Raw genomic sequence first — 21,378 nt, forward strand, 5'->3', positions numbered from 1 at the left:
GCAATCAGAATAATATGAATAATTAAATTCTAAAACAACTGTTTTGTTTAGCTTTCTGTGTGGTCCATCCTGTCCGCGTCGCTCCACATTTCTTCCAGATTATAGAACTTCCTGTTTTCAGGCTGGAAAATGTGAACTACTACATTCACATAATCAACCAGAACCCAGTTTTGAGAACTAAATCCTTCGTGTTTGTACGGTTCCTCTGAAGTATGCTTCTCCACCTCCTCTGACACATAATCAGCAATGGCTTTCACCTGGGTGCCGGAATTGGCTTCACATATTATAAAGAAATCGGCCACGGCTTCAGGAATCTGGCGTAGATCCAGGGACACAATATTTTCCCCCTTCTTATCCTGTATGGCCTTTATGATGGTGGTAAAAATTTCACTTTCTCTGGTCAGGCGTTGCTGCGCCTTCTTTCTCGTGCTCAGAACGGTTAAGGGTGCCAATAAATCTCGTTTTTGTTAAAAATAATCTTTAATTGTCAAAGTTACTAAACAAGCAGTAATATAAGATGTTTAATATCCGCCGCGGGGGGCCTGAAAATGTTAATTAAATAATAAAATGAATTACTTTTCGGGCCGGATACAGACTAAAAAAGATTCATGTGATAGGACACCCGTTTTATATATTAGACGAAATAGACAGCACCAATAACTATGCCATGGAGCAGGTAAATTCCCGCCAGGTGACATCAGGCACAGCCTGGTTTACCAGCAACCAAACAGCCGGAAAAGGAACCCGCGGGAAACAATGGCTCGCCCAACCCGGAGATATCAGCGCTCTCACAATTGCTCTCCAACCGGCTATGTTACCGCTTTCAAGACAGTTTATGCTCAGCGTGGCAGTCGCCCTCGGAACCACCGATTTCTTCACTTCCTATGCCGGTGATGAAACAATCATCAAATGGCCAAACGATATTTACTGGCGTGACAGAAAGGCAGGAGGCATCCTGATTGAGAATGTATTGCGTGGAAATATATGGCAATATGCCATTATCGGGATCGGACTCAACATTAACCAGGCTTCCTTCCCGCCCGACCTGCCCAATGCCGTTTCCCTCAGGCAAATTACCGGCAAGTCCCGTGAGGCGGAAACCCTGGCAAGAGAACTCTGCACTTTCCTCGATAAAAGGATCCGTCAACTGCAACCCGCCATTTATGAAACGCTGCTTGCTGAATACACCTCCCGGTTGTTCCGCTGGCAACAATCAGGGTTATACCGGAAAGACGGGGAAATTTTTGAAGGCATCATCCGCGATGTATTGCCCGACGGCCATCTCTGCCTGGAGAAAAACGGCGAAATATTACAACTTGGCTTTGGCGAAGTGGAGTTTATTGTTACCCGGTAACCGGGTTACTTCCGGGAGTAAACGTTTTGCTCTTCATGCAAAGCCCGCTTCAGCGCTGCCGGCAATTCCGGCGAAAGGTCCGACAACAGCCAGGCGCCGGCGCCCCATAAGTATTCCCTGGACAAGGTATCTTTCATTACACAGGTTTGCTGCAACCGGCCTATCATTTTCATATAGGCGCCTTCCGGCTTCTTACCGATTTTAACAATGTAACGGATGGTGTCCATCTCCCTGAACCAAAAAACGTAATCCGCATCCATTGCATTGGCCAATGGAATATTCCTGCCCCTGTTATAGTAATTCAAAGCACCGGCCTCGCCGTAGTTGTCGCAGATCAGCAAGGTGTAACGTTTATCCGCGTCCGGCACCTGCTGCCACGTTTGCCACGACATATCCGCCAGTTCCCTCCAGCCAAGCATATCCGCAAAGTCCTGGGGAAGGGTATGATCTTCCCCGTCTTCCCAGCGCAATAAACCCAGCGCCTGGAACTTGCCCGCCTTTTCACGGATCTTAACAGGCTTCATTACCGGGAAAATAACGTTCGCCAGCAGTCCAAAAGGCACTACAATCAGGGCCACCCAGAGCAAACGCAGGTAACGCGTCCAGTCGTGCGTGAAAATCCGCTCCCAATAAACACTCCCGAAAGCCAGTAATACCGGGTATAAACCAACCGAATAATAACTTTTTGCCCGGAAATAGGTAAACAATAACATGGTTAGTGCGTAAATGCCGATTATCACCCGGTAAGATCGGAACGACGGCGAAATAATTAACCCTATAACCGCCGCCACCACAATAAAAGCACCACCCACAAAGAACTTTAACTGATCTCCCAAAAAAGAAACCCGGCTTACATGTACCAGCTGGCTTTCACTTAATTCCTTCATATGATGCAATACCGGTATGCCATGCTGCAACTGCCAGATGATGTTTGGAGAAATGATCACCACGGCTATTCCCATTCCTGCATACAGGTATTTATTCCTGAACACTTTCCGGTGTGCGGACAGCAGCAGTGCCACCACCATCCCCAATACGAGGAAAAATAATATTGTACTTGTTAAGCACGCCCACACCCGTAACCACGCCCATCCACAACAACCATTTGTTCTCCTGTGTTTGCAGAAACTGCATCAGGCACCAGAACAAGGCCGTCCACGCCAGGATATCAAAAGAATTGGGCTGATACAGTATGTTCATGCGGGACAAGCCTGAACATAAAAATGCAAGCGCCGCCAATACCTGCGCAAACCAGCCGCCACCCAGCTTTTCCACCATTTTCCACATCAGCACCATCGTGAGCGCACCATACAACGCAGGAAAAAATTTCACCCAAAAAAAATTATTCCCCAACCATTGTATCAGTAAAGAATTAAAGGCAGTAAGCGGCGGCACCGATAAGTATCCTGCTGCCAGATGATTGGCCATATCCAGGTGTAGGTATTCATCCCGGTGAAGCTCGTAATACGGGCTCAATACTGCATATTGAAAAACCATCTTTATAATAATGAATGATAATAACAACCATAAAGAAGTGGGGCGATACCCTGGTTGTCCGGCAGTGGGATGTATCATATGCGGTGACAAAAAAAATTTTAATCATTAAAAAAAACGGAAATACCTGCTGATGTTGCAATGTATTTCCGTTATAGATTTTAAAATTTCTTGTTCAGTGGCATATGTGGCAGGCTGCTCTACATAGCGATCATCAGGGCTTGATGATAACAAGATTTTGGTTGATAAAGGCGTTAACAAATTGTGAAATTTTTTCTGATTAATCAAAAATGAAATTGCAACTATGTTTCATTTACGAAAACAAGTCCCTGTCAGCAAGGCTTTACATGGATTTCAAACCAGTAAAAGTTAACATACCCGCAAGAAGTACTGAAAGATTTTAACATAGAATTGTTTAAATTTGGTGTATGCCTTCAAGTAAAAACAACTCCATTACACTCAGGACCTTCAATGACTTCAACGACGATCTGCTATTATACACGCAAAAGGAGGTAACTCCCAAAGCGCCGTTAAATGGTAGTTTTACAGTACATGAAAGATCTGATTGCCCTTGCGTGGATGAAGTGAGAGCCAGCAGACGGGACTATTATAAGATCAGTTTCTTTACCAAAGGTTCCGGCATTTTCACCCTCGGTGATAGCCGTTACGAGATCGATAGTCCTGCTTTACTTTTTATTAATCCATACGAATTAAAAACATGGCAGCCCACCTCGGAAGAACAGGAAGGGTATAACTGCCTGTTCACCGACCTGTTGTTTGAAGCACAGCCCAATCACCAGGAAAACCTGTTACAACACCCGCTTTTACAGATGGGCGCAAAAGCGGTATTCACTTTAACAAATGAACAGGTCGATTATCTCGAGTCCATTTTCAGACAACTGGTAAAAGAATACCGGGAGAATGCCGCCTTTAAACAGGAAGCGATTCTTATTTACCTGAAATTGCTGATGCTGGAAGGAAAACGCCTGTCTGCCCAGGTAAACGAACCCAAACGGCAGCTAACAGCCGCACAGGCGCTTGCTCATCGCTTTACAGACAAGCTGGAAAAACAATTCCCGATCGAATTTACGCATAACCAGTTGTCACTGAAAACTGCCAAGGAATTTGCACAGGTATTAAATACACATCCCAATCATTTAAATGCGTGTGTGAAACAGGCTACCGGTCGTACCGTGAGCGAACATATCCGGCAAAGAATGCTGCTGGAAGCGCGCCTGTTACTCATGCATACTGACTGGCAGATTGCTGAAATTGCCTGGTGCCTGGGATTTGAAGATCCTGGTAACTTTACGCATTTCTTTAAAAATCATAGCGGCGTTTCTCCACATCTCTACCGGGCGCAGTAATGCTTGATTTTTGCAATTAATACTTTGCTTCTTACAATTCCGGAACCTGTACCTGCATGTAAATTTGTATCACTAAAAATTTTAACAATGCAGTACAGAAAACTAGGTAAAACAGGCGAATCAATTTCCGCAATAGGACTGGGTTGCATGGGCATGTCATTTGCATACGGCAATGCACAGGATTTTAATGAAACAGAATCACTGGCTACGCTGGAGCTGGCACTCGATCTGGGCATTAACTTCTGGGATACCGCAGATATGTATGGTCAGGGTGCCAACGAAATCCTGCTGTCAAAAATTCTCGCTACTAAAAGAGATAAAGTTTTCCTCGCTACTAAATTCGGATTCAGATTCAATGAAGATGGCACCAACTATTTCGATGGTTCCCCGAAGTATATGAAACAAGCAGTGGAAGACAGTTTGAAAAGACTGAAGGTAGATGTGATTGATCTTTATTACACCCACCGGATAGATGAAAATATCCCTGTAGAAGAAACAGTAGGCGCTATGGCTCAACTGGTAAAAGAAGGCAAGGTGCGCTATCTCGGATTATCAGAAGCTGGTGTGGAGTCTATTAAAAGAGCCTACGCGGTTCATCCCATTGCTGCGCTGCAATCAGAATACTCCTTGTTTACCCGCGATGTGGAAGATGGCATTTTGGCCACTACCCGCAACCTTGGCATCACCCTGGTAGCCTACAGCCCACTGGGAAGAGGCCTTTCCACCGGCGCCATCAACAACACCGATGTTTTGAAAGATGGTGATTTCCGCAAAAACCTGCCCCGGTTCCAGGGAGAAAATTTTGAGCAGAACTTACAAACGGTGAATGCATTGGAAACTTTTGCCAAAGAAAAAGGTATTACCGCTGCCCAGTTATCGCTGGGATGGTTGTTGGCACAAGGCGAAGATATCGTGCCTATTCCAGGAACAAAACGCAGAAAATACCTGCAGGAAAATGCCGCCGCAGCGGAGGTGAATTTATCCTCAGATGACCTGGCAGCCATCGATAGCATCTTACGCGATAACGCCATCGCCGGCACGCGGTATACACCAGGGGGAATGCGCCTGGTGAACAGGTAGGACGCGAATTTTGTCTTTCTCGCTGATTACGCTGATTATAATGATTTTCTTGATTTTTACTTTTGGATTTTTACTGATTTTCTTAAAAATTGATATAATTAAGGGAGATAAAAGCGAATATATCCGCTTCTATCTCCCTTAATCCTTTATAAAATCCAAAAGTAAAAATCAAGAAAATCATTATAATCAGCGTAATCAGCGAGAAAGACAAAATCCGCTGTATTACTTAGTACGCTTATATCCCCAATCCAGCAACCATTTCACAACTTTCTCCTTGTAGTCGCCCTGAATCAGGATTTCACCGTCTTTCACGCTGCCACCGGTGCCGCATTTCGTTTTAAGTTCTTTACCGAGCTTCTCAATATCTTCCTCTTTACCAACAAAACCGGTAATAAGGGTAACTACTTTACCGGCACGTTGTTTTTTATCTAATGTTACTCTCAGGATTTGTTCTGCAGGTGCAAGTGTTACTGCTGCTTCCTCTTGCTCCGGCTCCAATGAGAAGTTTGGATCGGTGGAATACACGATTCCATTGCCTGGTGTATTTTTCTTTTTCGACATCTCTCTAAAATATTTAAAGGTTATTCGTTTACCACTATATTGATTGCCGCTGTTTGAATACGGATACGTACCACCCCGTTTTCCGTAAGAGGCACTGCATCACCGTCTACCTGCAAATACTGCAATGCACTGCTGCTGATGGTGATATCTTTGCCGGTATAATGTTTCAGGTACCTTGTTTTGTCAATGTTACCCATCAGGGAGAAAACGCTTACCGGTAACAGGCTCAGAATACCTACCGGCGGCATTACGCAAAGATCGAGTTGTCCATCGAAAACACTGGCTTTGGGAGCCAGTTTAAATTCATAGCCAAACTGATTGCCATTAGCTACTGTTAAAAGGAATGCTTTTGTTTGCAACACTTCGCCATCAATATCAATCCTGTATTCTGCCGGTTCATAGCTGTTAAAACTTTTCAATACCAGTTTTGCGTAGCCGGATAAACCACGTTTGGTATTATGCCGGAACTGTTCTGCAATAAGCGCATCAAAACCTACGCCGGCATTGCTGAGAAACAGGTGTTCATTCGCATAACCCACATCGATGGCGCGTTGTTTATTGGCAACAACAAGACTTAACGCCCTATTTACATCCAGCGGAATTTTCAGCGCGCGCGCCAGGCCGTTACCACTGCCTAACGGCAGGATGGCCATTGCGGTATTGCTTCCTACAAGGCCCTGTGCTATTTCATTGATAGAGCCATCGCCGCCTACGGCCACCACGGTATTTACACCATTACTAACAGCCTCCCTGGCCAGGTCTGCCCCATGGCCAAGGTATGCCAGGTAAGCAGTGCTCACTTCATACTGATCGGAAGGGAAGTGCCGGCTGATAGCGCTTTCCAATCGTTTTTCACGGTCAGTGCCCGCTTTGCGGTTGATGATAAATAGAATCTTCTTCAAAAAAACTGTTTTATAATATAATGGCCTTCAGGCTCAGGTCCAGGCTCACCGCGTGATGTATAATTGCGCCTACAGAGATAAAGTCTACTCCCGTTTTAGCGTATTCTTCAAGGGTATCTATTGTAATGCCGCCGGAGGCTTCTGTTTCGAAACGCCCGTTAATCAGCGCAAGTGCTTTAACAATGTCTGCAGGGGTAAAGTTGTCCAGCATGATCCTGTTTACCTGGCCTATAGCCAGCACTTCTTCCACATCCCGGAGGTTGCGTGTTTCCACTTCAATTTCGAGCGGAAGATTACGTTCTTTCAGATATGCAACGGTATTGGTAACGGCGGCAGTGATGCCACTGGAAAAATCGATGTGATTATCTTTCAGCATCACCATATCATACAATCCCATCCTGTGGTTAACGCCGCCACCGATGCGAACCGCTTCTTTTTCCAGCATCCTGAAGTTGGGAGTAGTTTTGCGGGTATCTAGCACACGGGTATGGTACCCTTTCAGTTTTTCCACGTACCGGTGCGTTAATGTAGCGATGCCGCTCATGCGCTGCATGCAGTTCAGCACTAGTCTTTCACCCATCAGCAGGGTATGTACGGCGGCTTCCACTTCAAAGGCCGTTTCGCCGGCCTTCATGGGGTCGCCATCTTTTTTATGGGGCGTAAAAACCGTAAACATATCCAGCCACTTAAAAATGGCTTCCGCCACTTCCATTCCGGCCAGGATACCGTCTTCTTTAATTTTCAGCACCGCTTTCCCTTTGGCGGTGGGAGGAATACAAGCCATCGTGGAATGGTCTCCGTTTCCGATATCTTCTGCCAGTGCGCTTCTGATAAACGCATTCAGCGCTGCTTCATCTAACATATTGATTGTATTATCTGGTATTCACGCAAAGATTGGTGCTTTGCTTCTGAGCGCGAAAGATAGGTCAAAAATAAAAAGTGCCCCGCAATAAATTGCGGGGCACTATGGTTTTTCAACTAATTTATGTTAGCATCTTTATTTACTCTCAAATCTAAGTTCGTTCAACACCATTGTCCCACCTTTCTTCTGCAGGAAAAAAGAAACCCTGAAGTTACCGCCACCGGTAGTCATATTCCCGATACCAAAACGGGAATTATCCCCGCCCTGATGTACCAGTTCAAATGATTTAACCTGGTTTTTTGAAAAGAAATCTTTCAAAATTATTTCGGCCTGTGCCTTACTGTAAGAATTTGATTTTCCGGATATATTGATCTCTACGTTATTGTCGAGGTAACTGGCTAATCCGCTTACATCTCCTTTCTTAAGTGCTGCCACCACATCATCGAACGGGCCGGCAACAGTGATTTCAATTGACCTGGCTGATAATTTTAATGTTGTAAAAGCACCCCCCAACAACATAATCCCCAGCACCATCAATAGCTTCTTCATTGTCAGTTTTTTTATTAAAAATGTAATTTTCTCCAACTCAAATTAAAAGCGAAAACTATGCCAAACACCCTGCAAATCAACAAAATCACATTATCGTGGTAGCTATTAAGCGCTAAGTAATAACAGTAAGATAATATGTGTTTCATTTTGAATAATTAGAATAACAAATCTATTGGAAGAGGCAAGCAGCACTTATTTTTCACGGAAGCTTTATTTTTGTAAAATATTTAAACCCTTTATAAGTACTTTCACCCTCTCGAGTGAATTTATATTAAACTATAACCAGATAGGATATGGAAAAGAAAAGAGCCATTCTCGTGATTATGGACGGATGGGGCGAAGGTAAAGTTCCTACAGCCGATGCCATTGCACACGCAAAAACCCCTTTTGTAAGCAGTTTATACAAGCAATACCCGCATAGCCATCTTATAACCTGCGGGGAAGCGGTTGGTCTTCCCGACGGGCAAATGGGCAACTCTGAAGTAGGTCACCTGAACATTGGCGCCGGCAGAATCGTATACCAGGAGCTGCAAAGGATCAACGTAGCTATCCGTGATGGCGAAATGGCCCAGAACCAGATCCTGCTCGACACCCTGGCTCATGCTAAAAATAATAACAAAGCCCTCCACCTGATTGGTTTGGTAAGCGACGGCGGTGTTCACTCTCATATTGAACACTTAAAAGCGCTCGCCTCCATCGCCCAGGCGCACGGGCTTGAAAAAGTATATATCCACGCATTCACCGACGGACGCGACACCGATCCTAAAAGCGGATTGGGTTTCCTCGAAGACCTGTCGGCCCACCTGGAAAAAACTACCGGCAAAATCGCCACCGTTACCGGACGCTATTATGCAATGGACCGCGATAAGCGCTGGGAAAGAGTGAAGCTGGCCTACGATGCTCTCGTAAACGGCGCCGGCACGCCAACCCAGGATCTCCTTACTGCTGTGAAGGCATCCTATGCAGAAGGTGTTACAGATGAATTCATTAAGCCTATCATCGTAACCGATGATCAGCATAAAGCCATCGCCACTATCCAGGACGGCGACGCCGTGCTTTGCTTCAACTTCCGGACGGACCGCTGCCGCGAAATTTCGCAGGTGCTTACCCAGGAAGCCTTCCCGGATTTCGGTATGAAACCGCTGGATATCTACTACACCACCATGACAGATTACGACCGTACCTATAAAAATGTACACGTCATCTTCGAAAACGATAATCTGAACATGACCTTGGGTGAAGTACTGGCAAAAGACCACTGCACACAGATCCGTATAGCTGAAACCGAAAAATATCCGCACGTATCCTTCTTCTTCTCCGGCGGACGGGAAAAAGAATTTGAAGGAGAACGCAGGCTGATGGCGGCATCTCCAAAAGTTGCCACCTACGACCTGAAACCCGAAATGAGCGCCAATGAACTGGCAGACCTCATTGTTCCGGAACTGCAGGCTAAAACCGCTGACTTCGTAGTGCTCAATTTCGCCAACGCCGACATGGTAGGCCATACCGGCGTATTTGAAGCCGTAATTAAAGCCGTTGAAACAGTAGACCACTGCGTGGAACGTGTGGTAACAGCTGCGCTCGCAAGCGATTACACCGTTTTCCTGACCGCGGATCATGGCAACGCCGACTTTATGATCAACGCCGACGGCTCGCCCAATACCGCCCACTCACTGAACCTCGTCCCTTTCTTCATTATCAATAAAGATTTCAGAGGCCCGGTAAAAGACGGCAAACTGGGCGACATTGCCCCTACCATCCTGCATTTCATGGGCCTGGAAATTCCGAAGGAAATGACCGGCAATTTGCTGGTATAAGGCGGATTTTGTCTTGGCTCAGGATTACGCTGATTATACTGATTAGCTGGATTTTTACTTTTGGATTTTTTTCGGATTTTTTTGATTAATAATAATTAAGGGAGATAAAAGCGAATATATCCGCTTCTATCTCCCTTAATCCTTTATAAATCCAAAAGTAAAAATCCAGCTAATCAGTATAATCAGCGTAATCCTGAGCCAAGACAAAATCCGCATCGCCGAAGGCGATTTATTTATTCACCCCTGTAACATTTAGTTTATCACCTCCGTTTAACAAGCGTTACCCATGAAAAATATCAGCCCAACACGCTGATTTACATATTTTTAGTGCTCTCGACAGATTTGCTCATGCATCGATGCGCCGTTTTTACGGCGCATTTTTTATGACCCGTATTTAAGTATTAATTTTGCAGCATGAAAAAATACAGGCAAGCAACAGCTTTGTTTACCATGATTGGCTTAATGGCCTGTAACCTGGCAAATAAACCATCAAAAAATAATACGCCCGATAAGTTCATAAAACTGCCGGAATATTTCAGCCAGGAGGATGCTCATATCCGCACTGGTGGCTTTATACTACATAAGTCTGTAACGCTCAACGGCAAAACAGACACTGTGAGCATCCCCGGCAGCGACAGCGCCACGGTACACGACCTGTTAAAGCCCTTCACAGATGCAGATCTGAATAAACCCTCCCTCCGGGACGAATACGATACCTCCGGTTTGTATGATCCGTTTTCAGGAAGAAGATCGCTGATCTACAAATCCAAAGGAAAACAAACCAATCCTTCCGAAATAACCCTGGAACTGGATAAACATGGCAATATACAACAGGTAAATATCCACTCCTATACCAGTAACATGGTGTATGAATTCCGGCAGGATCTGCACTACCAGCAAAACAGGCAGGTTCGGATGACTACCTATCAGAAAATTGCCTTCCTGTCGCCAAAAGAACTTGAAGTAAATGTAACGATCGCACCAAAAACAGGGATGTAAACATGACAGCAGCGGAGTTTCAGCAAATATCACATACCATACCGGGAGATGCCGGTATCTATAAATACTACGATGAAGCCGGCACCCTTCTTTATGTAGGGAAAGCCAAAAGTTTGCGCAAAAGAGTAAGTTCCTATTTTGTAAAAAATCACGACAACTATAAAACCCGCAAACTGGTTGAACACATCCATCATATTGAGTTTACAATCGTCGACTCTGAACAGGATGCTTTCCTCCTGGAAAATTCACTCATCAAACAATTCAAGCCCAGGTATAATATCAATCTGAAAGATGATAAAACCTACCCTTATATTGTTATCAAACATGAGTCCTTTCCACGGGTATTTTTCACCCGCAACGTTATTAAAGACGGATCCGACTACCTGGGGCCATTCACTTCGGTTGGTCGGGTACGGGAAATACTGGATGTAATCAAATACAATATTCCTCTCCGCACCTGTAACCTCAACTTATCGGAAGAGAATATCCGTAAAGGAAAATTCAAAGTATGTCTCGAATATCACCTGGGAAACTGCAAGGGTCCCTGTGAAGGGCTGCAAACACAGGAAGACTACCGCGAAGGATTACAGCAGGTAAAGAACGTATTAAAAGGCAATCTTACCCCGGTAGTAAACCTGTTCAAGGAACAAATGCTGGAGCATGTGTCGAAGATGGAGTTTGAGAAAGCGGAAATCATGCGAAAAAAAATAGCAAGCCTGGAAGACTATTCCGCTAAATCCACCATCGTAAATACCCGCATGGGTAATGTGGATGTGTTTTCAATTATCAGTGAAGGAAATCACGCTTATGTAAACTACCTGCGCATTCTCAACGGCACTATTGCTGATACCAAAACCGTAACGCTGGAAAAACAACTGGAAGAAAGCGACGAAGAAGTACTGGCCTACGCCATTGCCTATCTCCGGGAAGTATTTAAAAGCATCAACTCGGAAATCGTAGTGCCATTCCCGTTAGTATACCCGGAAAGCAGTGTTACCGTTACCGTTCCTAAAGGCGGCGATAAAAAGAAGCTGCTGGAATTGTCGGAAAAGAATGTGAATTATTTTAAGGAAGAATTATACCGGAAGAAGATTCTGCACCTGGAAGGCAAGTCGGACCTGGAACGGAAACAGGTGCTGTACCAGTTGCAGGCCGACCTCGAATTGCCGGTGCTACCAGAGCACATCGAATGCTTTGATAACTCCAACTTCCAGGGCAGTTACCCGGTAGCCGCCTGCGTAGTGTTTAAAGACGGCGTTGCTTCCAAAAAAGATTACCGGCATTTCAACATTAAAACGGTGGAAGGCATCAATGACTTTGCTTCCATGAAAGAAATTGTTTTCAGGCGGTATAATCGCCTGCTGGCAGAGCAGCAACCACTTCCTCAACTGGTAATCATCGATGGTGGTAAAGGCCAGCTGGGCTCTGCTATGGAAAGCATCCGGGAGCTGAACCTCATAGGTAGCATGACAGTAGTGGGCCTTGCAAAAAATGAAGAAGAAATATTTTTCCCGGGAGATTCCGAAAGTATCAAATTACCCTATAACAGCGAAAGCCTGAAACTTATCCGCCGGGTGCGTGATGAGGTACACCGCTTTGGTATTACTTTCCACCGCCAGAAAAGAAGCAAAGGCACCTTTAAAAATGAGCTGGAAAGCATTAAAGGCATCGGCGAAAATACGGCTACCCAACTATTAAAAACATTCCGTTCGGTAGCCAAAATAAAATTGCTCACGCAGGAGGACCTTGTAAAAGAAGTGGGCGCCGCCAAAGCAAAACTAATCTGGGAACACTTCCATAAAGAAGGCGCATAACATTAACGGCTATACGGCCTTTTTTGCCTGCTGCCTGGTGCCGATGGCACGTTCCGCCTGCAACATATGCCGGCGAATGTGCGCCGTTAAAAAACCAAATGTATCTCCGGCAGATAATTTTATAAACCGCGACAGGGAAGTAGTTACTTTCAGCTGTTGAATATTTACTTTTTCTGCGCGCAACAATAAATCTCTCATCTGTTCCTGCTGATCAATAAACTCCTGCAACACCGCTTCCACATCCGGCTGAACGGATGGCAGGTGTCCTTTAGGGGATTTCATACGGGAACGCAAGCTGCCATCTGCGGCAGGTTCCATGAGGCGGGTAAACCATGCGCCGATCCAGCTGCTGCGGAAGAAGGGAGCGGGCCGGCTGTTACGTTGTTCCCCACGGGTAATGGCCTGGTCCAAGGCCGGCAAATAAAACCGGCCGTAAGTATTCAGGTGCTCCAGGCATTGCGCGGCACTCCATTGGCCGGGACCGGGTGCATGTTGTAAAACAGCATCGGGCTGCCCGCCGAAACGGCTTTCTGCCTGGTATTGCATGGCTGCATTTTTTCTTCGTAAATCCTGCAGGAGCTCATCACTGTTAACGCGGTTCATATTCGGTTTGATTTGACACAAAATTAGGTGGGTTGCTTGTAAAAAATCTTTGTGCAGATCAACATTTTATAGCTTCACAGTACTTAGTAATTTGCTGAAAGTAGCGGGATCGATGCCGAGATAGGAGGCCAGGTATTTATGTGGGATCAGCTGTAATACCTGCGGGCTGCGGGTTAGCAGTTGCCTGAATTTTTGTTCTGCGGTGAAAGACAGCAATTCTTTATGTCTTTCCAATACCCCGGCCAGTGCGGCAGCGGTTCCCAGCCTGGCCCATCTTTCAATGACAGGATATTGCAGGGCAAGCCGGTTAAAATCGGCGTACGTCATCCGCAGGAATTCACTGTGTGTAAGGGTTTCCAGGTACCAGGGTGAGGGTTGCTGAAGCTGGAAAGAATCCAATACGCCAGAGAAGGAGCCGGTGTAAGTGAATACGATCGTAGATTCCTTTTCGCCTTCCAGGGCAAAAACACGCTGTACGCCGGCTGTTACGAAGTAGAGATACTTTTCTATTTCCCCGGCGGCGGTCATTACTTCCCTGCGTTTAAACTGCACCGGATGCCAGCAGGCTGCCAGTGCCTCCCATACGGGATCCGGGAGAGGCATGATCTGGAAAACGGTTTTATGTAGCTGCTGAAGGGACATACGGAAAGATAAAAAAAGAAAGGCAATCAGCATAAACTGATTGCCTTTCCGTATTGATCGGTGATCATTATTTGATTAATACTGCCAGAGGTCCTGCTCTTTATTAAAGATGCGGTCGTGAATACCTTGTCCTTCCAGGAGGCGCATGGTACCATCTTTAATATAGTCTTTGATCTCGCGGTTGTAGGTATTGTTTTCCTTTACTATATAGCTGCCAAAGAAGCGCATTTCAAAAAGGTCTTCCCAGCTGATAGTGGATGCATCGTTATTCTGGTTATACACATCGTGTTTGGCCAGGATAGCGCGGCAATCCGGATAATACACCCAGAATAAAGGGATGGATGCGCGTATGCTGCCATCTTCATTTATACGGGATACCATAGGAGCTATACCCAGTATACGAACTTTGAGGGCGGAAGCTTCTTTGTCGAATACCCAAACCTCTTTTATTTTGTACTGTTTAATGGTACGTGCATCGAAGTCATCGCGGGTAGTCACCATTTTTTCTTCGCCGGTTACCGGATCTATACTGCGTACGGTTCTTTCTTCGCCTGCGAGTTTAGTTTGTATTTCGGAGTAGGGCATTACAGTAGTGAAGCGATCATCAACAGCGTTGAAGGCTTCTATCTCTTTATTCTTGATAGCGTCGAGCAAAATATTGATGAACAGCTGATTGGTACCAGACTCATCTTCCACGTTGTATTGGAAGGGGAGATTGATCTTTTCCCTGATATCGATTACCTGCCATACACGTTTTTCCCAGAACCTGTCATCCTCGCGGATGTAGTCATAGGCGATGGGTGTACGTTCCCTGGCAAGGTTTCTTTCCACCACACCATCCACTCGCAGTGATTTGCGCGGAGTATCTACCAGCGGGGCTGATATACCATCCGTACGCAGAGAAGCAGGAGGAGCAGAAGATGGAGGAGGAGGCGCTACCGCATTCCCGGTTGCCGGGTTTACTACGCTATCCGGTGCAGGTGTTGCTGTAGTAGCAGTTCTGCGGCGGGTTGTACCGCCACGGCGTTGCGCATCAGCAGCTGTTGCCAGCATCACCAGCAAAAGAGTGCACCAACCAATTCTGTTAAATATTACTGCTCGCATAATTCAGTAATTAATGGACCGTTAGTTTAATTTAAATATAGTACTCGGCATGGAACGAACCACATTATCCGGGCCTTTCACTTTTACGTTTTCAAAGAAAACTTCATCGCCTGGGCGCAGAGAACGGATGGATGCGGCTACATTTCCGGGGAAATAAGCAGAAGTAGCATCGCCTTCCTGGTATTCTTTGCCTTTTGCAGAGATACCTACGCGGTAACCGATTACTTCATATTTCACGCCTTCAAATTCAAAATCTTCGAGGTCGGCACGTAAGCCACCCTGTACTTTAAAGTCAGCTGCTTTCATGCTGCCGCCTTTATTAACTCCCACTTTCAACACCGGATCCGGAACACGTTTCACACGGAATTCTTTCTGGCCGAGTGATTTGGTTTTTCCATCGATGTTAGCGACTACATTAATCACTGCTTTGCCTGGCTGGCTAACAGTTACAAGGTATTCGCCGGAACCGCGTTTGGTCATATTACCACCTGATATAGAAGCAGACACCTGTTCGGCAGGTACGCCGGCAGCAGAAATCGAAATAGGATTCTGGAGGCCGATATACAGCACGTTCATTTTGTCTGCGGAGATGGAGGTAGCAGAAGCACCTACATTATAAGTTTCGGTAAAGGAATAGGATTCAGGAGCGCCACCAGTTGGGCTAGGTAAGGTAATAGACCCGGTTAATGTTTTTTCACCAATGCCGGAAACAGGAACAGTATATACTCCTAAACCTTCATGTGCTTCAATGGTAGAACCATTTACAACAATAGTCGGATTAACCGTAGTGCTGTAAGCACCTACTGCGATGTTGGCAGTTAGGGTTTGTCCTTCCATCAGGTTTTTGGAATTCAGGGAGATAAATGGTCTTACTTTATCGAATTTGAATGTGTTCGCATCAATCTGACGGAACAGGTCATCGATAATGGCAGACTCAGAGTTTTTGATATCATTCTGGAATTTACCCAGGATGGTTACTGCAGCGATAGTAGGAACCATGTTGAAGTGGTAGGTAGTCCATGATTTCGGACCGCCACCATGTTCATCATTTGATTTACCTACTTCAATTTTCAGTGGTAAAGTTCTTGTGAATTGATCTTTCTTTTTAGGATCAACGAAAGAGAGTAATTGATTACGTAAATCTTTCAATTTAGCCTCCAGTTCAGGACCTTTCTTCATATTCTCCATTACCCTGGTAGGAGCGTCCAGTCCGGCTTTATCCTTAATTTCACCATGTTCGTCCAGGCCACCACTTTCTGTGATGATGGTTTTCTTTAATGACTCTACGTAATCATACATGCTGGCGGATATTTGTTTCACCTGCTGCGCTTTTGCTCTGAGAGGTGCTGTTTTTTCCGCATTATCCTTCATCTGTGCATCAAATTGTTTGTAGATGAAGTCATTCTTGTCAGCTAAGGATTTATTTGAAGTATTGATTGAATTATTTACGATACTAAAAGCGTTCAATATTTCAGCAGAGACGTTCAACGCCAGCATGGCCGTCAAGACCAGGTACATGATGTTGATCATCTTCTGCCTAGGATCTTTAGGTAGTGCCATAGTTTGTTTTCAGATTTAATTGATATGTGTTAATTCAGAAACTATTAGCGTTACCTTATCTTCCTCCGTGCATAGCGCTCAGCATATTACCATAAATTGAGTTCAGGTTGCTGAGGTTTTTAGCGAGCAGGGAAATTTGTTCCTGTGTTTTCTTGGCATCTTCAATGCTGCCACTCATTGCACTGGAAGCATTCTGCAGGTTGCTGTAGAATGAATTCATTGCTTTCAGGTGGTTGTTGGTGTCCTGGAGTTCCAGTTCGTAGATAGCGTTGAGGGAAGCCAGATTTTTAGTCATACCCTGCATCTGTACATGGAAATCTTTAGTAGATTCTGATGCACTGTTGAAAGAAGATACGGCAGCAGCGGCTGTAGTATATGCATTTGCTACATTACCGATAGCGCTGGCAGCTTCTCTTGTTTTCTGTGTGTAATCTCCGGTGGCTGCAACTACATCGCTGATATCTCTCATTTTATCAACGGTAGTACCCAGTTTCTGGAAGTTTTCGCTTAAGCGCTGCAGGTTGGCAGGTGTAATGTCTGCTTCCTGGAGCATTTTGTCCAAACCGGCTACAGCTGGACTTCCTGCTACTGCTACCACCTGGCCTTCCGTGTGTGCGCCGGAATCAGGTACAAAAGCGTAAACGAAAAAGATCAGCGCTTCTACGCTCAGACCCAGGATCAAAGCGATGTCAGCTCCGCGCCAGTGCTGTAATTTGAACAATGCCCCCACGATTACCACGGAAGCCGCAATACATACGAAAAAGTTCAGCCATTTAGCTTTGTTAGGATTCATAGCCATAGGTTAAAATTTACTGGTTAAAATGTTAGTTAAAGTCTGTATGGAATAGTTAATTCTCACTGATTTACTCATAATAGTGTACATACTAAAGGTTTCTTTGGTGTTAATAAATACAGGCTATTATTTATTGATTATCCTATCTGTGCTTCACTCGTCTGCTCAGGGCAATGGTACATCTGAAACCAACATAAGATTTCGAACTGTCCTGATACTCATATGTTCTGGTTCCGGTTTGAAGGAAATATCCTACGTCTTTCCATGAACCACCTCTGATTGCTTTACGCTTCATCTTTAATGGTGCATCATCCGGTACATCCATTCTCAGATATGGGTTCATATCTGATGTGAAAGAATAGGCATTTTCGTAAAAGATATCTGCTGTCCATTCTGCAACGTTGCCGGACATGTTATATAAACCATAATCATTAGGCCAGTAAGCATCTGCACGAACAGTGTAAAAACCACCATCTTCCGGATAATTACCACGGCCGGGCTTGAAGTTAGCCAGTAAACATCCTTTCTTGTTACGGATGTAGTAACCACCCCAAGGATAAGGCGTTTGCTCTCTTCCACCACGGGCGGCATATTCCCACTGCGCTTCAGAAGGTAACTGGAATTTATCTTCCGTAAACAGCTTCTTGCTGGCCCGGTAGTCTTCCCAGAATTTACTTCTCCATTCGCAGAAGGCAGTTGCCTGGTGCCAGTTTACACCTACTACAGGATAGTTATCAAACGCCGGATGCCAGAAGTACATACGTGTCATCGGCTCGTTATAGGCGTATGAGAAATCCCTGATCCAGCACAGTGTATCCGGATAAATGGGCACGTCTTTCTTTACAATAAAAGTAGAACGCGGCTTACCGAAATTTTCTCTCAGCTTCGCTTTATCCCAGTTAAAGGTTTCCTGGTGGTAAATCAGTTTACCTACATCAATATCCTTGCGGCCGTATAACCGGTCTGCCTCGGTATACACCATCGCATCCAGTTTTTCCATGGTAGCCTTGTCCTTATAGACAATCTTCTGCTTCCAGTCAATAATATCATGACCATCATCAGATTTTACATGACCCAGCAAAATGTGTGCAATAGAGTCCTGTACCCAATTCACAAACTGGCGATACTCGTTATTCGTAATTTCCGTAGCGTCCATATAGAAGCCGGAAATAGAAATCGACTTGTTACGCGCCGTGTATGCATAGTTTACGTCCTCATCACTGGGACCCATGTGAAAAGTTCCGGCTGGTACGTATACCATCCCGTACGGTACAGGGGGAGAGTACTTCGGTCTCGGACTTACGCCGATCAATTGCCCTTGCGCATTTTTAGGGGTTTTACTACCGCCACAGCTGGCCAGCAGGGAAACCAGCAAAACTGCCAACAGACCTTTTACATAGTTAAGCTTCATAAGGGTAGCTTTCATCAGAATATGTTTTTTCTATTAACCAGCCTGGTGTGATTTGCCTGTATACAAGGGAACACAATTCTCATTTTTTCACCCGCTTTGTTTATATGAAAGATAGCAAATGTAATAATTAATTTTAATCCGTAGTGACTTTTTATCCAACTTTTTCAATTCGCCTTATATCCGTTCTGTAACTAGTTTAAACGCACCTTTTAACATTTTATTATATAAACGTAATAACATTTATTGAATCAATAGCCTCCCTTACGAGAGGCAAGTTACATAATTATTGTATTAAATTAATAATTTCTTCTATATAATGCACGGGCTTAATGCAATGATAATCTTTACATAAATAAACTAAAGTGTCATTTTCCTGCTCCCGCCCGGTCAGCAGGGGAATCGCCGGAATATTTTTTGCTGCGCCGACAAGAATCCTGTACGGGATAAACCATTTTCCCGCTTCATCCATTCTTTCCCTGAAATTTTTTCCGACAATGGCCAATTCGGGGGTACCTTTTACCAGCTGTAATAACTGGCTCGCCCACACGCCAAAGGAGGTAGGGTATCTCACTATCGTTTGCGACAGGCTGGAAACGGCTCCCACACAACGGTTCGCCCATTCCTTCTCATCAAAAACAACGGAAAGGTACCAAAGGTTCTGCATCATCACCGCATTTCCACTGGGCACTGCCCCGTCGTAGATTTCCTTCTTCCGCACAATCACATCATTCTGACCCTCAATGGTATAGTAAAAGAACTGCCCGGCTTCATCACTGAAATGAGCGATCACAAAGGCCGTAATATCACGCGCCTCATATAAATACCGCGTGTCGCCGGTAACTTCCTGCAACGCTATCAGCGCCCGGACCAAACACGCATAATCGTCCAGGAACGCCGGATACTTCGCCTGGTCCTGTTTCCACGTATGGTAAAATGCACTACCGGCAGCCTCCTGGCGGAAATTCGATAAACAGAAATCCATATTGCGGATAGCCATCTCCCTGTAAGCTGGTACGCCCAGTGCCGCATAAGCTTTACAGCAGGCATGTACCATCATGGCATTCCATCCCAGCAGGATCTTATCGTCCAATCCCGGCCGGATACGGTTAGCCCTCACCGCCAGCAGCTTTTCCCGGCAGCCTTTTAACATGGCGCCGAAAATATCCGCATCATATCCTTTTTCTGCCGCGAAATCCAGCAGCGGCTGTTGCACCCATAAAATATTCTGTTCCTCCCAGTTGCCATGATCCGTTACATCATAATACTCGCAGAAAGGCTTTGCCTGTTCCCCCAGGATATGATGAATCTCCGCCTTGCTCCAGGTATAAAACTTTCCTTCCACACCCTCAGAATCAGCGTCCAAGGCAGCATAGAAGCCCCCTCCGGGAGCGGTCATTTCACGGGTGATAAAGTCCATCGTATCCCTGACCGTTTGAGCGTATACTTCGTTATGTGTCAGCTGATAAGCATCGCACAACACATCCAGGAGCAGCGCATTATCATACAACATCTTTTCAAAATGCGGCGCCAGCCACTTTTCATCGGTGGAATAGCGGGCAAACCCGCCTCCCAGCTGATCATAGAGGCCTCCCTGCAGCATTTTATCCAGCGACAGCAACGCCTGTTGCAGCGCTTCCGGATGCTGATACGCATGATGATACCTCAGCAAGTAAGCAATGGTAAAGGTTTGCGGGAACTTTGGCGCCCGGCCAAAACCGCCCCACCGGGTATCGGCCTGCTTCAGTATATTTTCACAAATGGTGTCACACTGCGCTTTGGTAAATAATTCTTCGAAGGGAATATCAAGATGCAACCCAGGCTGCTGCCCAAACTGGGCTGATTGCTGTATATGCTGCACCAGGTTATCTGCCTGTGTTTCAATCTCCTCCCGTTTATTCTGAAATGCATCAGCAAGGGATAACAGCACATCTGTCCAGGAAGGACGGCTGTATGCTTTCACCGGCGGGAAATAAGTGCCACCATAAAAAGGCTTTTTATCCGGTGTAAGAAAAACATTCAGCGGCCAGCCACCAGCGCCGGTCATAGCCTGTACGGCATCCATATAAATATGATCCAGATCGGGCCTTTCCTCCCGGTCTATCTTAATATTAATAAAATGTTCGTTCATGATGGCAGCTGTAGCTTCCTGCTCAAAGCTTTCCCGCTCCATTACATGGCACCAATGACAAGCGGCATACCCGATACTTACCAATATAGGTTTATCCTCCTGCAACGCACGTTGCAGGGCTTCTTCCCCCCACGGATACCAGTTTACAGGATTGTGCGCATGCTGCAGCAGATATGGACTGGTTTCACTGATAAGCTTATTCATGGATTCCCCCTACGCGATAATAATGATTGATCTTCTTATTTCTTCTACAAAGAAATTTATTTTTTCAGGATTACAAAGAAATATTTTGAAACCGGCCCCTGCATTGCCATCGCAGCAAAAAAAAGCAGGGATGG

20 protein-coding genes are annotated in these 21,378 nt (G+C 45.4%); 6 read left to right on the plus strand and 14 right to left on the minus strand.

Annotated features, from left to right (window positions below; translation table 11 throughout):
* Positions 1 to 47: 47 nt before the first annotated feature.
* Positions 48 to 452, minus strand: coding sequence for a ribosome silencing factor (gene rsfS / locus QFZ48_RS09320; protein WP_429043755.1), 405 nt, complete (start codon positions 450 to 452; stop codon positions 48 to 50).
* Positions 453 to 610: 158 nt separating this feature from the next.
* On the opposite strand from rsfS, the gene QFZ48_RS09325 reads away from it, so the two are divergent.
* Positions 611 to 1,354, plus strand: a complete 744-nt coding sequence (locus QFZ48_RS09325) for a biotin--[acetyl-CoA-carboxylase] ligase (RefSeq protein ID WP_429062063.1) — start codon at positions 611 to 613, stop codon at positions 1,352 to 1,354.
* A gap of 5 nt (positions 1,355 to 1,359) precedes the next feature.
* Here the strand turns inward: QFZ48_RS09325 and QFZ48_RS09330 are convergent, their stop codons facing one another.
* Together QFZ48_RS09330 and QFZ48_RS09335 are read right to left on the minus strand one after the other, a co-directional pair.
* The gene (locus QFZ48_RS09330; RefSeq protein WP_429062065.1) at positions 1,360 to 2,382 is read right to left on the minus strand and encodes a hypothetical protein; all 1,023 of its coding nucleotides are present in this window, start codon (positions 2,380 to 2,382) and stop codon (positions 1,360 to 1,362) included.
* Positions 2,333 to 2,851, minus strand: a complete 519-nt coding sequence (locus QFZ48_RS09335) for an ArnT family glycosyltransferase (RefSeq protein WP_429062066.1) — start codon at positions 2,849 to 2,851, stop codon at positions 2,333 to 2,335. The genes QFZ48_RS09330 and QFZ48_RS09335 overlap by 50 nt, the downstream gene beginning before the upstream one ends.
* A 425-nt stretch (positions 2,852 to 3,276) precedes the next feature.
* On the opposite strand from QFZ48_RS09335, the gene QFZ48_RS09340 reads away from it, so the two are divergent.
* Entirely contained in the window at positions 3,277 to 4,215 is a 939-nt protein-coding gene (locus tag QFZ48_RS09340) for an AraC family transcriptional regulator (RefSeq protein WP_370909171.1), read from the plus strand.
* Between the two features lie 87 nt (positions 4,216 to 4,302).
* Positions 4,303 to 5,295: an aldo/keto reductase gene (locus tag QFZ48_RS09345; protein WP_429043748.1), complete on the plus strand. Its 993-nt coding sequence runs from the start codon at positions 4,303 to 4,305 to the stop codon at positions 5,293 to 5,295.
* A gap of 222 nt (positions 5,296 to 5,517) precedes the next feature.
* On the opposite strand, the gene QFZ48_RS09350 is transcribed toward QFZ48_RS09345, so the two are convergent.
* From QFZ48_RS09350 to QFZ48_RS09365, 4 genes are all read right to left on the minus strand, one after another.
* Positions 5,518 to 5,856 carry a translation initiation factor gene (locus QFZ48_RS09350; RefSeq protein ID WP_429043746.1) on the minus strand — a complete coding sequence of 113 codons (339 nt, stop codon included), beginning with the start codon at positions 5,854 to 5,856 and terminating at the stop codon, positions 5,518 to 5,520.
* A 20-nt stretch (positions 5,857 to 5,876) separates the two neighbouring features.
* A complete protein-coding gene (locus QFZ48_RS09355; RefSeq protein ID WP_429062068.1) occupies positions 5,877 to 6,758 on the minus strand; it encodes a diacylglycerol/lipid kinase family protein in 882 nt (293 codons plus the stop codon).
* 10 nt (positions 6,759 to 6,768) lie between these two features.
* A complete protein-coding gene (gene nadC / locus QFZ48_RS09360; RefSeq protein WP_429062070.1) occupies positions 6,769 to 7,620 on the minus strand; it encodes a carboxylating nicotinate-nucleotide diphosphorylase in 852 nt (283 codons plus the stop codon).
* A gap of 135 nt (positions 7,621 to 7,755) precedes the next feature.
* The gene (locus tag QFZ48_RS09365) at positions 7,756 to 8,169 is read right to left on the minus strand and encodes a DUF4783 domain-containing protein (RefSeq protein WP_429043742.1); all 414 of its coding nucleotides are present in this window, start codon (positions 8,167 to 8,169) and stop codon (positions 7,756 to 7,758) included.
* Between the two features lie 293 nt (positions 8,170 to 8,462).
* Between QFZ48_RS09365 and gpmI the strand changes: the two genes are divergently transcribed.
* The 3 genes from gpmI (at position 8,463) to uvrC (ending at position 12,799) form a co-directional block, all read left to right on the plus strand.
* Positions 8,463 to 9,986: a 2,3-bisphosphoglycerate-independent phosphoglycerate mutase gene (gene gpmI, locus QFZ48_RS09370; RefSeq protein WP_429043740.1), complete on the plus strand. Its 1,524-nt coding sequence runs from the start codon at positions 8,463 to 8,465 to the stop codon at positions 9,984 to 9,986.
* A gap of 414 nt (positions 9,987 to 10,400) precedes the next feature.
* On the plus strand, positions 10,401 to 10,985 hold the full coding sequence (locus QFZ48_RS09375) for a hypothetical protein (protein ID WP_429043738.1): 585 nt from the start codon (positions 10,401 to 10,403) through the stop codon (positions 10,983 to 10,985).
* A 2-nt stretch (positions 10,986 to 10,987) separates the two neighbouring features.
* Positions 10,988 to 12,799 carry an excinuclease ABC subunit UvrC gene (uvrC, locus tag QFZ48_RS09380; protein ID WP_429062072.1) on the plus strand — a complete coding sequence of 604 codons (1,812 nt, stop codon included), beginning with the start codon at positions 10,988 to 10,990 and terminating at the stop codon, positions 12,797 to 12,799.
* 9 nt (positions 12,800 to 12,808) lie between these two features.
* On the opposite strand, the gene QFZ48_RS09385 is transcribed toward uvrC, so the two are convergent.
* The 7 genes from QFZ48_RS09385 to QFZ48_RS09415 all read right to left on the minus strand — a co-directional run bounded on the left by QFZ48_RS09385 (position 12,809) and on the right by QFZ48_RS09415 (position 21,244).
* The gene (locus QFZ48_RS09385; RefSeq protein WP_429062073.1) at positions 12,809 to 13,402 is read right to left on the minus strand and encodes a DinB family protein; all 594 of its coding nucleotides are present in this window, start codon (positions 13,400 to 13,402) and stop codon (positions 12,809 to 12,811) included.
* A 66-nt stretch (positions 13,403 to 13,468) separates the two neighbouring features.
* On the minus strand, positions 13,469 to 14,044 hold the full coding sequence (locus QFZ48_RS09390) for a Crp/Fnr family transcriptional regulator (RefSeq protein WP_429043733.1): 576 nt from the start codon (positions 14,042 to 14,044) through the stop codon (positions 13,469 to 13,471).
* Between the two features lie 75 nt (positions 14,045 to 14,119).
* Positions 14,120 to 15,148 (minus strand): gliding motility protein GldN, encoded by a 1,029-nt coding sequence (gene gldN, locus QFZ48_RS09395; RefSeq protein WP_370909160.1) that lies wholly within the window; start codon positions 15,146 to 15,148, stop codon positions 14,120 to 14,122.
* Positions 15,149 to 15,169: 21 nt separating this feature from the next.
* Entirely contained in the window at positions 15,170 to 16,708 is a 1,539-nt protein-coding gene (gldM, locus tag QFZ48_RS09400) for a gliding motility protein GldM (protein ID WP_370909159.1), read from the minus strand.
* A 55-nt stretch (positions 16,709 to 16,763) separates the two neighbouring features.
* Positions 16,764 to 17,501, minus strand: coding sequence for a gliding motility protein GldL (gene gldL / locus QFZ48_RS09405; protein WP_429062075.1), 738 nt, complete (start codon positions 17,499 to 17,501; stop codon positions 16,764 to 16,766).
* Positions 17,502 to 17,643: 142 nt separating this feature from the next.
* Entirely contained in the window at positions 17,644 to 18,927 is a 1,284-nt protein-coding gene (locus QFZ48_RS09410) for an SUMF1/EgtB/PvdO family nonheme iron enzyme (protein ID WP_370909157.1), read from the minus strand.
* A gap of 268 nt (positions 18,928 to 19,195) precedes the next feature.
* Positions 19,196 to 21,244 carry a thioredoxin domain-containing protein gene (locus QFZ48_RS09415; protein ID WP_429062077.1) on the minus strand — a complete coding sequence of 683 codons (2,049 nt, stop codon included), beginning with the start codon at positions 21,242 to 21,244 and terminating at the stop codon, positions 19,196 to 19,198.
* Between the last annotated feature and the right edge of the window lie 134 nt (positions 21,245 to 21,378).

The organism is Chitinophaga sp. W2I13, assembly GCF_050434005.1.
In the GTDB taxonomy this organism is placed as follows: Bacteria; Bacteroidota; Bacteroidia; order Chitinophagales; family Chitinophagaceae; genus Chitinophaga.

What these genes read in the sequence shown, in the direction of transcription:
- QFZ48_RS09330 (WP_429062065.1), bottom strand. Translation starts at nt 2,382, where the DNA reads ATGGTGGTGGCACTGCTGCTGTCCGCACACCGGAAAGTGTTCAGGAAT.
- QFZ48_RS09335 (WP_429062066.1), bottom strand. Translation starts at nt 2,851, where the DNA reads ATGGTTTTTCAATATGCAGTATTGAGCCCGTATTACGAGCTTCACCGG.
- QFZ48_RS09340 (WP_370909171.1), top strand. Translation starts at nt 3,277, where the DNA reads ATGCCTTCAAGTAAAAACAACTCCATTACACTCAGGACCTTCAATGAC.
- QFZ48_RS09345 (WP_429043748.1), top strand. Translation starts at nt 4,303, where the DNA reads ATGCAGTACAGAAAACTAGGTAAAACAGGCGAATCAATTTCCGCAATA.
- QFZ48_RS09350 (WP_429043746.1), bottom strand. Translation starts at nt 5,856, where the DNA reads ATGTCGAAAAAGAAAAATACACCAGGCAATGGAATCGTGTATTCCACC.
- nadC (WP_429062070.1), bottom strand. Translation starts at nt 7,620, where the DNA reads ATGTTAGATGAAGCAGCGCTGAATGCGTTTATCAGAAGCGCACTGGCA.
- QFZ48_RS09365 (WP_429043742.1), bottom strand. Translation starts at nt 8,169, where the DNA reads ATGAAGAAGCTATTGATGGTGCTGGGGATTATGTTGTTGGGGGGTGCT.
- gpmI (WP_429043740.1), top strand. Translation starts at nt 8,463, where the DNA reads ATGGAAAAGAAAAGAGCCATTCTCGTGATTATGGACGGATGGGGCGAA.
- QFZ48_RS09375 (WP_429043738.1), top strand. Translation starts at nt 10,401, where the DNA reads ATGAAAAAATACAGGCAAGCAACAGCTTTGTTTACCATGATTGGCTTA.
- uvrC (WP_429062072.1), top strand. Translation starts at nt 10,988, where the DNA reads ATGACAGCAGCGGAGTTTCAGCAAATATCACATACCATACCGGGAGAT.
- QFZ48_RS09385 (WP_429062073.1), bottom strand. Translation starts at nt 13,402, where the DNA reads ATGAACCGCGTTAACAGTGATGAGCTCCTGCAGGATTTACGAAGAAAA.
- QFZ48_RS09390 (WP_429043733.1), bottom strand. Translation starts at nt 14,044, where the DNA reads ATGTCCCTTCAGCAGCTACATAAAACCGTTTTCCAGATCATGCCTCTC.
- gldN (WP_370909160.1), bottom strand. Translation starts at nt 15,148, where the DNA reads ATGCGAGCAGTAATATTTAACAGAATTGGTTGGTGCACTCTTTTGCTG.
- gldM (WP_370909159.1), bottom strand. Translation starts at nt 16,708, where the DNA reads ATGGCACTACCTAAAGATCCTAGGCAGAAGATGATCAACATCATGTAC.
- gldL (WP_429062075.1), bottom strand. Translation starts at nt 17,501, where the DNA reads ATGAATCCTAACAAAGCTAAATGGCTGAACTTTTTCGTATGTATTGCG.
- QFZ48_RS09410 (WP_370909157.1), bottom strand. Translation starts at nt 18,927, where the DNA reads ATGAAAGCTACCCTTATGAAGCTTAACTATGTAAAAGGTCTGTTGGCA.
- QFZ48_RS09415 (WP_429062077.1), bottom strand. Translation starts at nt 21,244, where the DNA reads ATGAATAAGCTTATCAGTGAAACCAGTCCATATCTGCTGCAGCATGCG.